This window comes from Campylobacter sp. P091 (assembly GCF_002138935.1).
GTDB lineage: Bacteria > Campylobacterota > Campylobacteria > Campylobacterales > Campylobacteraceae > Campylobacter > Campylobacter devanensis.
Genome location: NZ_MJKZ01000007.1, coordinates 1,597 through 15,531 on the forward strand (window position 1 = coordinate 1,597; position 13,935 = coordinate 15,531).

Below are 13,935 nucleotides of genomic sequence, written 5' to 3' on the forward strand. Positions count from 1 at the left end.
AAAAACAGGCTTGGAATATGGATATGGTAACTCTAGGCTATAATTACCGCTTAAGCGATGTGGCGTGCGCTTTGGGGCTAAGTCAGCTTAAAAAGCTTGATAAGTTTATCTCTAGGCGTTATGAGATTGCTAAGATATATGATGATGCCTTTAAAAACTCAAAATATCTAAAAACGATAGATATCCCAGATAATATAAGAAGTGCTAGACATCTATATCCGGTGCTTTTAAACTCGAATTTATGGTGCGTAAAAGAGGATATCTATAACGAACTTCACGCTATGGGCATTGGGGTACAAGTACATTATAAGCCAACTTATCAATTTAGCTTTTATAAAAATTTATATGGTGAGATGAGATTAGATGGTGCTGAGGATTTTTATAGAGCTGAGCTTAGTCTGCCGTGCCATCAGATGATGAGTGATGATGATGCTAAGTTTGTCATTGCGAATTTAAATGAATTATTAGAAATTTATACTAGTAAATCGGTTTGCGGCTAAAAAATTAAGAGATAAAGCCATACTAAGATATTTATTTTCTAAAAAAGAGCGCAATAATCTTAGATGGCATTATTTTTGATCATAATAAATTAAAACTAAAAACCCCAAGGGCATATAGGCCTTTGGGATTAATTTTCCATTATATCCTTAGCTTTTATTCCCATTAAATTTAATGCTACTTTTATACTAAGTGCTACAACGCTAAAAAGCTTTAGTAATTCATCTTCATTTTGACTTCCTACAACTCTATTTTCGTTATAGAATTTATGAAAACTTGCACTAAGCGATTTGAGATAATCAGGAATTTTGTGTAAACTTCTTTGGTTTAGAGCATCTTCTAAGACTTCAGGCATGGTAAGCGCTTCAAATAATAAATTCTTACCATCATCGCTTAAATTTGTGAGCGAAGCATTAGCTACATCTGCAGGAGTCTTGTTAGCTTTGGCAAAGATTTGATTTACTCTAGCGTGAGCGTAATTGATATAAAATATTGGATTTGAACTATCTTGTTTTTTAAGCTCATCAATATCAAATTCTAAGCTTGAATTGCCAGCCTTAGATATGAAAATAAATCTAAGCGCATCACTTCCAATCTCAGCTAAAATATCGCTCATTAACACTGATGTTCCAGCTCTTTTGCTCATTTTAAATGGCTTACCATCTTTTAATAAGCTTACCATCTGCATTAAAATTACCTCTAGTTTGCTCTCATCATAACCTAGAAAATTAATCGCAGCCTTTAATCTAGCGATATATCCATGGTGGTCTGCACCCCAAATGTTGATATATGTATCAAAATCATTAGCAAATTTGACATTATGATAGATAATATCACCAGCTAAATATGTTGGACGGCCGTCGCTTCGTACTACTACCCTGTCACTATCATCGCCAAGTTTGCTTGAAGCGATATAGGTAGTGCTATCTTTTTTATATACTTGACCGCTTTTTTCTAATTGCTCTAAAGTTTGTTCTAATTGATCATAATATGATTTTTCACTAGCCCAATTATCTATGAATATTCCAGCATCGGCTAGGTCTTTTTTGATAATTTTTAAAACTTCATCTTTGGCAAATTCGGCTAGTTCAGAGTTACGACTTGACTCAAAAATTTCTTTGCCAAATTTATCGTAAGCTTTATGCGCTAGCTCATCAATATAATCACCCCTGTAATATTTCTCAGGATACTCAACTGTCTCATTAAATAAAATCTCTTTTGCTCTAAGCGTAATAGATATGCCTAGTAGATCGATTTGATTGCCAGCGTCATTGATATAATACTCAGTATGAACTCCTACGCCAATATGTCTAGCTACTCTAGCTAATGTATCGCCATAGACTGCGCCTCTTACATGGCCAATGTGTAATGGGCCTGTTGGGTTGGCACTTATATATTCTAAAAATATATTTTTAGGATTTGTAATCTCTTTTGAGCCAAATTTATCTCCACTTTTAAGTGCATCATTAGCCAAAGAATCTAAAAAATCGCCACTGAGTTTGAAATTTATATATCCATTTACGGCAGTTACTTCGTAGTTTGGCGAACTAAATTGCTGTGCCATCTGAGAAGCGATAGCTACTGGGGATTTTTTTAACTCTTTAGCTAATCCAAAAGCAAGTGGTGTAGCATAGTGAGCTAGGGTTTTATCCTTTGGTTTTTCTATTACAACTTCACGCCCTAAAATAGCGCTTATCTCATTTTTTAGAGTATCTTTAGCACTCATTAGGCACTCTTTTGAGTTTCATCTTTTTTTATTTGAGTTGTATCCTCAGTTTTTTCGATTTTTTCTAATGATGTGTCATCTTCCATCTCTTTTTTAAAGCTTTTAATTCCTTTACCCATACCTTTTGCTAATTCAGGGATTTTTTTAGCACCAAAAAGCAAAACAATAATTGCTAAAACTATCAACCAGTGACTTATACTCATACTACCCATAATTTTCTCCTTAATTAAAATTTAAATTTGTTAAATTGAGCATTCGCTCCAGCTCTCTATCACATCATTTATGATAAAGCTTTGTGTTTTTGATCTCATAGAGATAAAAATTGCCTTAAGTTTTTCATATGAACTATCTAAATCATCATTGATAATAAGATAGTCATATTCGCCAATGTGAGCGATTTCGGTAGCTGCGTTAAATAACCTATTTTCAATGGTTTGCTCATCATCGCTGCCACGCTTTATTAGTCGTTTTTTTAGTTCGAGTCTATCTTTTGTAGTTATAAAAACTGAGGTAATTAACTCCTTATATTGCTTCATTGCTAGATGAAAGCCTTGAACATCGATATCAAAAATTACAATTTTATCATCTTTTAGAGCTTTTTCTACTGGTTCTAGGCTAGTGCCATAATAATTTTTATGCACATTTGCCCACTCTAAAAATTTACCTTGCTCAATTCCTTGTTTAAATTCATCAGTACTAATAAAGTTATAATCAACCCCATTTTTCTCTCCAGCTCGTGGTTCTCTAGTTGTACTAGAAATAGAAAAATAAAGATTGTCAAATTCGGCCATTAAGCGTGATAATAGCGTACTTTTTCCACTTCCGCTTGGGCCGCTTATTATTAGAATTTGACCGCTCATTATCTGCCTTCAAAACTAATACTAATATTAATATTAATATCTTTTAATACATCTTTTAAGGCGCTAGTGCTAAATGCTTTCCCTAATCCCTCGCCAATTTGTGAGGCTAGAACCTGGGCTATCTCTTTTTGTTCATTTTGGCTTGGTTCTGTTTTGTTTTCTACAGTGTTCTTATCTGATTGATTAACTTTTGGTTCGTTTTGGGTTTGGCTATCTTCTTTGTTATTTTCTTCATGAAGGGCTTCTTTTATAGCAGCTTCTTCTATCTCATCAATTGTGCTAGCTTCATAACTATTGCTTAAATCTTGGTTTTTCATATTATTCTCACAATCCATATTATCAATCTCATCAAGCATACTGCTTAATTTGTTTAAATTCTCAGTGTATTCAACATCTTTAACTTGGTCATTCTCGTTGGCTAGCTCATTAAAATCTTGACTTTCATCAAAATCTAAAGGCTCATCATCTTGGCTACTTTTAATATTTGCTAGATCGCTTTCAAAACCTGCTAGTTCACTCTCAAGATCATCTAGCTCATTATCAGATTTATCTCGGCCAATCTCTTCGACCAAGAATGCTGGCTTCGTTTTTTGAGTTGATTCATCCATTGATTTATCTTTAAATTCAAATTCGCTCTTTGATTCTTGTACTGGTTGAGTTTGTTCAAATTCATTAGTCGCAAACTTAGCAACTGCTTCAGGCTGGATAATTGACTCTTTATCTATCTCATCACATTCTGTAATCTCTTGTGGTATAGCAGCCAAATCTGCCACAGAGTCATCTTGAAATTTAGATTCAAGTTCTGGTTTGCCAACTGGTTTTATAGCTGATTCATCTTTTATTTCATCTTTAAATGTAGTGTCAAATTCGGCATTATCAACCTCACCATCGCCATCAGGAAGCGCATCCAATGCTGAGATATCAAGCTTGATATTCTCATATTCACTGGTTATATCTTTAATATTTTGCTGCTTTTGTTCATCGTTAAGTTTATTGCTTGGACTTGATTCTTGCGCTTGATTATCTAAATTATCTATTATTTGTTCATCGTTGCTTAAATCATCTAATGCCTCAATCTCACTGGCTTTATTATCTAAAGTATCAAGTTCTTTTTTATCATCTAAACTATCTATCTCATTAAGTTTGATACCTGGATTATCTAGATCTAAATCAGCATCATCTAATTCTTGAATTTGGTTATTTGCGTTGATCTGATTATCTACGCTTTTAGCTTGTGATTCATCTACTGATTTATTGAGGTTTTTATCTACTAAATTATCTGTATTATCTAAAGTATCAAGTTCTTTTTTATCATCTAAACTATCTATCTCATTAAGTTTGATACCTGGATTATCTAGATCTAAATCAGCATCATCTAATTCTTGAATTTGGTTATTTGCGTTGATCTGATTATCTACGCTTTTAGCTTGTGATTCATCTACTGATTTATTGAGGTTTTTATCTGCTAAATTATCTGTCTCATATTCTAAATTATCAAGTTTAGCTAGTTCATCATCTATGTTATCTAGATTAAACTCATCTGTTGCAATATTTAACTCTTTATTGTCGCTCATTAAATCATCAGTAAGATTATTAACATCTTTTGATTTATCCATTAGGCTCTCAATCTTGCCAGACTCATCATCAAGTCCTAAATCATCATCAAATTCATCCTTAGCTAGCTCAGGCTCAGCTACTTCGATTAAATTCTCAAATTGCTCGAGCTCTTGTTCTTCATGATTTTCATCATCGAATGAGCTATTTTCAAAATCATCTTGGAGTTTATTGGTATCATCAGGCAATTCATCGCTATTTAAATCACTAAATACATCTATTTTATCATTAGTGTGAATCTGACCAAATTCATCCCCTACTTTGATATCGCTAGGTTTAGGTTCTACTATTTTAGTTGATTTTGGAATCTCAACTAAGATTCTTTTTACTACATCAATAAAATCAGTTGGCAAAAATGGCTTTTGTAGAGTTTGGCTTTTAGCTAGATTATACTCATCAGCTCGATTTCTAGGGATTAAAAATAGCTGATTTTTTGCATATTCTAAGTAATTAATTTTACTATCATAAAGCCCGCTATCACATATAATTAAATCAGCATCATTGCTAGTTAAATACTCTAAATTATCAATCTCAGCAAAAGTATATCCAAGTTTATTTAAACTCACACTCACAAGTTTTGAAACTGCTGGATTATTATTTAGCAAAATCACCTTCATAGACTACCCCTTAAAAAATTTACACTATTTTACGCAAATTTTCATTATGTATTGCTTTATTTAGAAAAATAAACTTGGTAAATCGTTTAAAACTCTCATCATTAGCGTTGTAAATACCTTAACAATAACGGCCAAAATCGCCATTAGTACAACAAAAGCGATAGTAATTTTAATTGGAAATCCTACAACTAGTAGGTTAAATTGCGGCATGGTCTTCATAAGCATTCCAAAAATCAAATCCGACATTAGAGTAAGTGCTAAAATCGGAAATGAGATTATAAAGCCATATAAAAAGAGATTTACCATACCTTGGGAAGCATATTTTAAGATATTTTGCTCAGGATAGAAGCCACCAAGTGGGATATATTCAAGTCCATAAGCCAAAAAATATAACACTAAATGATGCCCATCAAATAACAAAAATGCCAGTAAAACTATTAAATTTAAGATATTTGAGATTAGTGGGGCATTTATTCCGCTTTGTGGGTCAATAACTGTTGCCATTGAAAATCCCATAATCATCGATATCTGCTCACCTGCTAGTTGCACTGCGCCAAAAACAAGCATCAAAAGTACCCCAACACATAACCCAAGCATAAGCTCAGAGAGTGCTTCAAGCATAAGATACTGAACATTTATACCATCTAAATTTGCTGGCGGAGTAGCTAACGGGAATAGATATAATGTAAGCATAAATGAGAGTGTGGCTTTGATTGTCATAGGAATTTGCATATGGTTAAAAAATGGAAAAAACACCATCAAAGCACCAGTTCGCACAAGAAGCAAAAAGAATGTTACGACATTTTCCTGCCCTAAATAATTTACAAATTCCACAATTCACCTAATTAATTTGGCGCTTATGATACTTAGTTTTTGCGAAATTTTGGCTTAATATTTAGATAAATTTAGATTTTTTGGATTTAAAATTAGTAATTTTAGCCATTATAAAACTGCATAATCATTGCAAGTATTCATCTAGCAAGTTTTGTAATGAGTGCTTAAGTGCTTTAAATGGTTAATTTTGGCACTAAGTATAGCTTAAGTTGTTAATCGTTATTTAATTAGTTTTAGCCTATGGGTAATTTATGAGACTTTCATCCACGTTACAATATCTAGTGCAGCATAAATTAGCATAAAAATACTAAAATAAATGATGAAAATACCAATATAATTTTGCAAATACATTGTCGCTAATAGCGTTTGTATTATGGAGTCATTGTATCTTTGTGGTAATAAATCACAAGTAAAAATTAAATAATATATAAATGCAAGTTAAGGTTTGCACATTAAACTAAATTTAATAAGATTGAGTCTTTGTTGTTGTAGTGATTTGCGCTGATAAAATGTTATAAATAATAATTTATGGTAAAAAAACCTACCTACAAGCGTAGGCAGGGTTAGCAGCATTTTGAGCTGCCGGCTCCATATTTTTTCTCTAAAGCCTCTTTGAAAAATTCTCTTTGAGTTTGCGGGGTTTCATTTGGATGAAATTTTTGCATATATTCTACATATTTATCATAACTAGGCATCCCCACTAATAAGTGGGAAAACCTATCAATTTTTCTATAAAATGCTGATATTTTGCTCCAAATTTGCATACTAACCCCTAGTGAGCACATCCGCAGTGATGAGAATTACAACCGGCTTTGCCCTCATAATCTTTGGCATTGAGATATGGTGATTCTGCTAGTGGGATTATAGGGTCTTTGCCGCTTATTGCCCTAGCGACGACTCTTAAAGTAGCGATCAAGACAATTATAGTAATACCCATAAATAGAGCGCATAAAATAGCGTTGATAAGGTTATTTCTAGCGATTTGATTAGCTGCTTTATATGCTTTTTCAGCTGCTACAAGCTGTGCATCATCAAGAGTTCCAGACTCTATTTTTGCCATTAGATCAGCTGCTTTTTTGCTATTATTTTGATATGCAGCTACATGGCTTACTGAGTCATGAACTCTCTCGCCGTTTGCTGGAAGTAGCTTTTGCACGCCTGCACTCATAGTTGAGATTAAAACCCAAATTACAGGTACAACTACTACCCAAGCTAGTTTTCCACGTTTCATTTTAAATAAAACACTTACTGCTAAAAGTAGAGCAATACCAGCAAGAAGTTGATTACTTACACCAAATAGCGTCCATAATGCTTTAACTCCACCTGTTGGATCGGTGATACCCATATATAATATAGAACCCCAACCAGCTACACATAAAAGAGTTGCTATTAGACCCATTGGAACTGAGCTGATATTTGCCATTGGTTTATAGAAGTTACCTAAAACATCTTGTACCATAAATCTCCCTGCCCTAGTACCAGCATCAACTGCTGTAAGGATAAATAATGCCTCAAATAAGATAGCAAAGTGATACCAAAACGCCATTGTGCCTTCAAAGCTTGGCATTTTAGAGATTAGCACAGCAAAACCAAGAGCGAATGTAGGTGCACCACCGGTTCTACTTAGAATGCTTGGCTCGCCAACCTCTTTAGTAAATGCTAGAATATTTTGTTCTATCATTTCTGGGGTGATTTTGATAATATCTCCAGCAAATGCGTTGATACTAGCAGCAGCAGCTTTAATACCTGCTAAGTAGCTTTGACTTGCTTCGCCTTGGAATACACCAAAGACCTCACCAGCACTTCTAGCTGCTGATATAGCTTCAGCTGTACCCAAACCAGCAGGAGCGACATTGATAGCAAAGTATAGATCTGGCGTTATAATTATAGCTGCGATTAGCGCCATCACACCAACAGCTGACTCCATAAGCATTGAGCCATAACCTACCATTTTAGCGTGAGTCTCTTTTTCTAGCATTTTTGGCGATGTTCCACTAGAGATTAGAGCGTGGAAACCACTAATAGCACCACAAGCAATGGTAATGAATAAAAATGGGAATAATTTACCAGCAAATACTGGCCCTGTACCATCTGTGAATTTAGTAACCATAGGCATTGCTACTTGGATATTTTGATTACCTGCAAAATCGCCTAAACCTAAATAGATTATAATCACCGCCATAGCAAATATAACGCCGATTTTAAGGAAGGTAGATAGATAATCCCTAGGTGCTAAAAGTAGCCATACTGGTAAGATTGCTGCTACAAAACCATAACCAATTGTAATAAATGCTAAATTTACTGGAGTGATAGTAAATACATCTGCCCAGTATGGATCAGCAGCTACATAGTGTCCGCCCCAAAGTGATAACATAAGCATAACAAAACCAAATATAGAGGCCTCGCCTATTCTACCTGGGCGGATAAATCTCATCCAAATTCCCATTAAAACAGCAATAGGAAGAGTCATCGCAATGGTAAATAATCCCCATGGAGATTCAGCCAAGGCATTTACAACGACCAAAGCCAAAATAGCCACAATAAGCATCATAATACCTAAAATTCCAATCATAGCTATAGTTCCGACACCCTTGCCAAGCTCCATTTTTATCATCTCGCCAAGGCTTTTGCCATCTCTTCTAGTTGATAACCATAAAACTACAAAGTCATGCACCGCACCGGCAATCACAACGCCCACAACAAGCCAAATCATACCTGGCAAATAACCCATTTGAGCTGCCAAAATCGGCCCTACTAACGGCCCAGCACCAGCAATAGCGGCAAAATGGTGGCCAAATAGGACAATTTTGTTAGTTGGGACAAAGTCACGACCATCGTTTTTTACCACTGCGGGAGTGGCTCTATTGTCATCTAGGCCTAAGACCTTTTGAGCTATGTATTTAGCGTAAAATCTATACGCAATTGAGTAGATACACACAGCTGCAACTACAAACCATAGAGCATTTACTGTCTCGCCTCTATCTATAGTCAGTTTAGCAAATCCAAGCACAGCCAAAAATACGACTGCTGCCCAGATAACTATGCTTAACACCTTTTTATTCATGCTACCTCCGGATTAAAATTATTTTGATTTTGCGATTGTAGCATATTTGTAATCAAATCTAGCCTTAAAGTGTATAAAATAGAAATATAAATTTATATTATGTTACGATTTTACACATTAAGGAGAAATTATAGGTGAATTTGGGCTATTTGCGAGAATTTAAGTTGGGAATTTAATATTTTGGCTTATATTTTTACTTTTTTTAAGTGATAATGTAAATTTATTTTAAATACAAAGCTATAAAAGCAAATATAATTAATTTAATAAATTTATTTAAGTTTTAAATAAGATAGCTTTTAAATGACGAATTTATAGGCTTTATAATCTTAAATTTGAATTTATAATATTAGTAATTATAGCTGAATTTAGATAGATAATAAAATTTATTAATAATATTCTTAAACAAAAAATTAATTTCTTTATGATATTGAATTAATGGTAATCTTTTTGATACAATTACGTCCAAATCAATAAAGTAAATTTCAAGGAAAAGGCTTTGGAGAGTAATCTTGTATGGAGTTTTTATCTCTATGTTTTCATCATTTTAGCACTTTGTGTGGCTTTTTATTTCACCAAAAAGATTGGCCCAACTGGCAAAAGCAATAGCTCAAAAGATCGAATTTATGAGAGCGGAATTGTAAATTTCTATGGCGGGATAAACTCAAGTATAAATGTCAAATACTATCTTGTGGCGATTGTCTTTGTGATATTTGATATTGAAGCTGTGTTTATGTATCCATGGGCGGTGAGCCTTAGAGAACTTGGCCTTTATGCTTTGGTTGAGATGTTTATCTTTATGGCTATTTTGCTTGTGGGATTATACTATATTTATAAGAAGAAGATTTTAAGATGGGAATAGAAAATTTAGTCAAAAATGATCTGATCTTAACTAGATTAGATGCGCTTTTTAACTGGGGTAGATCCAATTCGCTTTGGCCGATGATATTTGGGACGGCCTGTTGTGCGATTGAGTTTATGAGTGCTGTATCATCAAAGCATGATTTAAGCCGTTTTGGCGCTGAAGTTATGCGATTTTCGCCTCGTCAAGCGGATTTGATGATAGTAGCGGGGACAATATCATTTAAACAAGCTCCAATTTTAAAAGAGATATATGACCAAATGTGTGAGCCAAAATGGGTTGTTAGTATGGGTGCGTGTGCTAGTAGTGGGGGATTTTATGATAATTATACCACACTTCAAGGGATAGATCAGATAATACCAGTTGATGCCTATATCAGTGGATGTCCGCCAAGACCTGAGGCGATAATCGATGCAATTTTAGCTATCCAACAAAAGATAAAAGCCGGTAGTATCAAAGATCGCCATAGAGATTTTAAGGGGCTTTTAGATGGTTAATTCGTTTATATCTAAATTTAATTCTAAAATCTCTGAATATAATGGCATTATTACGGCTATAATCCCTAGTGAGCGTATTTTTGAAGCGGTTAAATTCGCTCGTGATGAGATGAAATATGAGATTTTGGCTGATATCGCCTGTGTGGATAATTTAAATTTGAATAATCCAAAAAGATTTAGTTTGTATTATATATTTAGCTCTTTAAAGGGTAGTAATTTTATTATTCAAGTTGATCTTGACGAGAATGAGAGCATAGCAAGCGTTAGTCAAATTTATAAAAGCGCTAATTGGGCTGAAAGAGAGTGCTATGATCAATATGGAGTTAAATTTGACAATCATCCAAACCTTAGACGCATATTAAATCATAAAGAATTTATCGGACATCCATTAAGAAAGGATTATCCTATTGATAAATATCAAATTCTAACTCAAAGTGATAGCTTGGTTGATGAGATGAGAGATCAGCTCTTAAATCTCGGTCTTGCTAGTGAAGAAAATGATGAATTTAAAATCAAATATACATTTTTAAATATCGGCCCATCTCATCCGGCTACACATGGGACAATACGCAATTTTATGGCACTTGATGGCGAGAAAATAGCTGCTTGTGTAACTGAAATTGGCTATTTACATAGGGGATTTGAGAAGTCTTGTGAGACTCATACCTATGCCCAGATAATACCATATACAGATAGGCTAAATTACTGCTCTGCTATGCTAAATAATGTCGGATATGCTAAGGCGATAGAAGATATCTTGGGTGTTACCTTGCCTGATAGAGCGATTTTTATGCGTGTGATTTTGGGTGAGTTGGCTCGCATTATAGATCATGAGGTTTGCCTTGGGGCTATGTTTGTGGATATGGGGGCGCTTACAAATTACTGGTATTTATATAATCCTAGAGAGAAAATTTATAACTTCTTATCTAGATTGACTGGTGCTAGATTTACAAATTCATTTGCTAGAATCGGTGGTATGGCGCATGACTTTTATGATGGTTGGGAAGATGAGCTTTTGGGCTATTTAAAAGAGGTTGAAAAGGGTCTTGATGATACTCTAACTCTCATAGAAAAAAATAGAATTTTCTTAGATAGAGTTCAAAATATCTGTAAAATAAGCGCTCAAGACGCTCTAAGCTATGGATTTACAGGGCCAAATTTAAGAGCTAGTGGCGTGGATTATGATTTAAGAAAAGATAAGCCATATTACTATTATGATAGCTTTGATTTTAATATCCCTGTTGGTAGCTGTGGCGATATATATGATAGGATGTTTGTGAGATTTTATGAGATGAAAGAGAGTGTCTCTATCATCCGCCAAGCGATCAAGAGAATTCCAAGTGGCGATATCTGTATCAAAGACAAAGATATAATTCTCCCGCCAAAAAGCGAAGTATATGGCAATATTGAGGCTTTGATAAATCATTTTAAAATCATTTTTGATGGAGTTAAGCTCCCTGTGGGGCATTTCTATGGTGCTAGTGAGGGGGGCAATGGTGAGCTAGGATTTTTCATTGTTAGTGATGGTGGTAATATGCCATATCGCCTAAAGCTTAGACCGCCTTGTTTCTATGCTTTAAACGCATTTAGCGATATGGTTAGAGGTGGCTTGATCGCTGATAGTATCTTGAATTTAGGTAGTATAAACATAATTGCTGGGGAGCTAGATAGATGAGTTTTGAATTTACAAAAGATGAGCTAGAAAGCTTAAATAACCTACGCACAAAAGTAGATGATGATAGAGCGCTAGTATTACCCGCTCTTTGGATTTTACAAAGAAGACAAGGATTTATCAGCTCTGAAGATATATTGTATTTAGAAAAAACTCTTGGGATTAAGGCTATATTCTTTGCTGAAGTTATGGGCTTTTACTCTATGTTTAATGAGAGCAAAAAAGGCAAATATGAGCTTAAATTTTGTAAAACCATAACTTGTAAATTAAGAGGCGGCGATGAAGTGATAAAAGCCGCTAGCGATCTTCTTGGGATCAAGATGGGTGAAACTACTAGCGATGGGCTTTTTAGCCTTGGGGAGAGCGAGTGCTTGGGATATTGTGAGAAGGCGCCATGTATGTTATCAAATTTAGAGCAAATCGGTGATTTAACTAAAGAGAGTATAACAGAGTTAATAGAAAGGCTAAGGAGAGAAAATGAAGGTCGTTAGTGCTAGATTTGATATACCTAATGCCAATAAGATAGAAGTCGCTAAGGCTCATGGGGCATATGCGAATTTAGATGAAATTCTAAAAATGCCAAGAATAGATATAGTAGATGCGATTGACAAAAGTGGATTAAGAGGCAAAGGCGGTGGCGGTGGCCATTGTGGAACTAAATGGAAAAATATGATAGCTTGGCCTAGCGAAAAACGCTATTTGGTGGTAAATGGCGATGAGAGCGAGCCTGGGACTTGTAAAGATAAGTATATTTTCAATCTTGATCCCCATCTGTTAATAGAAGGTATCATAATCTCAGCTTACGCTCTTGGTGCGTGTAGAGCCTATATCTACATTAGGGGCGAATATGAGAAAGAATTTCAAAGTATCCAAAGAGCCATTAATGAATCCAAAGATGAGAGGCGTGGCCTAGAAATTATAGTTTGTAAAGGTGCTGGAGCCTATATCTGCGGTGAGAAGAGCGCACTTTTAGAGAGTATTGAAGGCAAAAGGGGGCATCCTAGATTAAAGCCACATAATAGAGCTGAGCCGGATTTTTTGTTTGGTAGTGCGTGTGTGGTAAATAATGTCGAAACCATCTCTAGCGTGCCTTTCATAGTTAAAAATGGCTGGGAAAAATATAGAAGCGTAGGAACCCCAAAATCCCCTGGTACTCTGCTATTTGCCGTAACAGGATGTGTGAATACTCCATGCGTTAAAGAGATGCCATTTGGGACTAAAATGATTGATTTTATCAATGAATTTGGCGGTGGCGTATGGAAAAATAGAGAGCTAAAAGCCGTTATCCCTGGCGGATCATCTGCTGCGGTATTAACCAAAGATGAAGTTATGAAGGCTACTTTGGATTATGAGAATTTATGGGAGTATAAGAGTGCTCTTGGGACTGGTGGTATGATGGTTTTTGATGATACGATCAGTATGCCTAAGGTGCTTTTGAATTTGCTTGAGTTTTACACAGAAGAGAGCTGCGGGCAATGTACTCCATGTCGTGAGGGATGTGGCTGGGGAATGCGAGTTGTGGAGCGAATTTGTAAAGGCGAAGGAAGCAAAAAAGATCTACAAATATTAAAAGATATCTGCTTTATGCTAGATGGAAAGACAATTTGTGTATTTGCTCCAGCGGTAAAAGATGTAATCATAGGCTTTATAACCAAATTTGAAGATGAGTTTTTAGCGCTTTGTAAGGATTAAAA

The 13,935-nt window shown here is 35.0% G+C and carries 13 protein-coding genes; 6 read left to right on the forward strand and 7 right to left on the reverse strand.

What is annotated here, in order from left to right; translation table 11 throughout:
• Window positions 1-500: DegT/DnrJ/EryC1/StrS family aminotransferase (locus CIGNP91_RS07110; protein WP_180383227.1), on the forward strand; the 500-nt coding region annotated here is incomplete at its 5' end.
• A gap of 128 nt (window positions 501-628) precedes the next feature.
• Here the strand turns inward: CIGNP91_RS07110 and argS are convergent.
• From argS to CIGNP91_RS07145, 7 genes are all read right to left on the reverse strand, one after another.
• Entirely contained in the window at window positions 629-2,224 is a 1,596-nt protein-coding gene (gene argS / locus CIGNP91_RS07115; protein WP_086226901.1) for an arginine--tRNA ligase, read from the reverse strand.
• Window positions 2,224-2,436: a twin-arginine translocase TatA/TatE family subunit gene (gene tatA / locus CIGNP91_RS07120; protein WP_086225622.1), complete on the reverse strand. Its 213-nt coding sequence runs from the start codon at window positions 2,434-2,436 to the stop codon at window positions 2,224-2,226. The genes argS and tatA overlap by 1 nt, the downstream gene beginning before the upstream one ends.
• Before the next feature lie 30 nt (window positions 2,437-2,466).
• Window positions 2,467-3,084: a guanylate kinase gene (gmk, locus tag CIGNP91_RS07125; RefSeq protein WP_086240782.1), complete on the reverse strand. Its 618-nt coding sequence runs from the start codon at window positions 3,082-3,084 to the stop codon at window positions 2,467-2,469.
• The gene (locus CIGNP91_RS07130; RefSeq protein WP_086253762.1) at window positions 3,084-5,315 is read right to left on the reverse strand and encodes a hypothetical protein; all 2,232 of its coding nucleotides are present in this window, start codon (window positions 5,313-5,315) and stop codon (window positions 3,084-3,086) included. The genes gmk and CIGNP91_RS07130 overlap by 1 nt, the downstream gene beginning before the upstream one ends.
• Before the next feature lie 60 nt (window positions 5,316-5,375).
• Window positions 5,376-6,149 carry a flagellar biosynthetic protein FliR gene (fliR, locus tag CIGNP91_RS07135; protein WP_086253763.1) on the reverse strand — a complete coding sequence of 258 codons (774 nt, stop codon included), beginning with the start codon at window positions 6,147-6,149 and terminating at the stop codon, window positions 5,376-5,378.
• Window positions 6,150-6,712: 563 nt separating this feature from the next.
• Window positions 6,713-6,913, reverse strand: coding sequence for a KCU-star family selenoprotein (gene kcuS / locus CIGNP91_RS07140; RefSeq protein WP_086253764.1), 201 nt, complete (start codon window positions 6,911-6,913; stop codon window positions 6,713-6,715).
• An 8-nt stretch (window positions 6,914-6,921) separates the two neighbouring features.
• On the reverse strand, window positions 6,922-9,213 hold the full coding sequence (locus tag CIGNP91_RS07145) for a carbon starvation CstA family protein (protein WP_086253765.1): 2,292 nt from the start codon (window positions 9,211-9,213) through the stop codon (window positions 6,922-6,924).
• Between the two features lie 496 nt (window positions 9,214-9,709).
• Between CIGNP91_RS07145 and CIGNP91_RS07150 the strand changes: the two genes are divergently transcribed.
• The 5 genes from CIGNP91_RS07150 to nuoF are packed head-to-tail and all read left to right on the forward strand — an operon-like array spanning window position 9,710 to window position 13,933.
• Window positions 9,710-10,072, forward strand: a complete 363-nt coding sequence (locus CIGNP91_RS07150; protein WP_086226890.1) for an NADH-quinone oxidoreductase subunit A — start codon at window positions 9,710-9,712, stop codon at window positions 10,070-10,072.
• Window positions 10,063-10,569 carry an NADH-quinone oxidoreductase subunit B gene (locus CIGNP91_RS07155; protein ID WP_086225610.1) on the forward strand — a complete coding sequence of 169 codons (507 nt, stop codon included), beginning with the start codon at window positions 10,063-10,065 and terminating at the stop codon, window positions 10,567-10,569. Before CIGNP91_RS07150 ends, CIGNP91_RS07155 begins: the two co-directional genes overlap by 10 nt.
• A complete protein-coding gene (locus CIGNP91_RS07160; RefSeq protein ID WP_086253766.1) occupies window positions 10,562-12,244 on the forward strand; it encodes an NADH-quinone oxidoreductase subunit D in 1,683 nt (560 codons plus the stop codon). The genes CIGNP91_RS07155 and CIGNP91_RS07160 overlap by 8 nt, the downstream gene beginning before the upstream one ends.
• Window positions 12,241-12,732 (forward strand): NADH-quinone oxidoreductase subunit NuoE family protein, encoded by a 492-nt coding sequence (locus CIGNP91_RS07165; RefSeq protein ID WP_086234958.1) that lies wholly within the window; start codon window positions 12,241-12,243, stop codon window positions 12,730-12,732. The genes CIGNP91_RS07160 and CIGNP91_RS07165 overlap by 4 nt, the downstream gene beginning before the upstream one ends.
• Window positions 12,719-13,933 carry an NADH-quinone oxidoreductase subunit NuoF gene (gene nuoF / locus CIGNP91_RS07170; RefSeq protein ID WP_086253767.1) on the forward strand — a complete coding sequence of 405 codons (1,215 nt, stop codon included), beginning with the start codon at window positions 12,719-12,721 and terminating at the stop codon, window positions 13,931-13,933. The genes CIGNP91_RS07165 and nuoF overlap by 14 nt, the downstream gene beginning before the upstream one ends.
• Window positions 13,934-13,935 lie beyond the last annotated feature (2 nt).

Coding starts and splice junctions, on each gene's coding strand:
- argS (WP_086226901.1), bottom strand. CDS start 2,224: ATGAGTGCTAAAGATACTCTAAAAAATGAGATAAGCGCTATTTTAGGG.
- tatA (WP_086225622.1), bottom strand. CDS start 2,436: ATGGGTAGTATGAGTATAAGTCACTGGTTGATAGTTTTAGCAATTATT.
- gmk (WP_086240782.1), bottom strand. CDS start 3,084: ATGAGCGGTCAAATTCTAATAATAAGCGGCCCAAGCGGAAGTGGAAAA.
- CIGNP91_RS07130 (WP_086253762.1), bottom strand. CDS start 5,315: ATGAAGGTGATTTTGCTAAATAATAATCCAGCAGTTTCAAAACTTGTG.
- kcuS (WP_086253764.1), bottom strand. CDS start 6,913: ATGCAAATTTGGAGCAAAATATCAGCATTTTATAGAAAAATTGATAGG.
- CIGNP91_RS07145 (WP_086253765.1), bottom strand. CDS start 9,213: ATGAATAAAAAGGTGTTAAGCATAGTTATCTGGGCAGCAGTCGTATTT.
- CIGNP91_RS07155 (WP_086225610.1), top strand. CDS start 10,063: ATGGGAATAGAAAATTTAGTCAAAAATGATCTGATCTTAACTAGATTA.
- CIGNP91_RS07160 (WP_086253766.1), top strand. CDS start 10,562: ATGGTTAATTCGTTTATATCTAAATTTAATTCTAAAATCTCTGAATAT.
- CIGNP91_RS07165 (WP_086234958.1), top strand. CDS start 12,241: ATGAGTTTTGAATTTACAAAAGATGAGCTAGAAAGCTTAAATAACCTA.
- nuoF (WP_086253767.1), top strand. CDS start 12,719: ATGAAGGTCGTTAGTGCTAGATTTGATATACCTAATGCCAATAAGATA.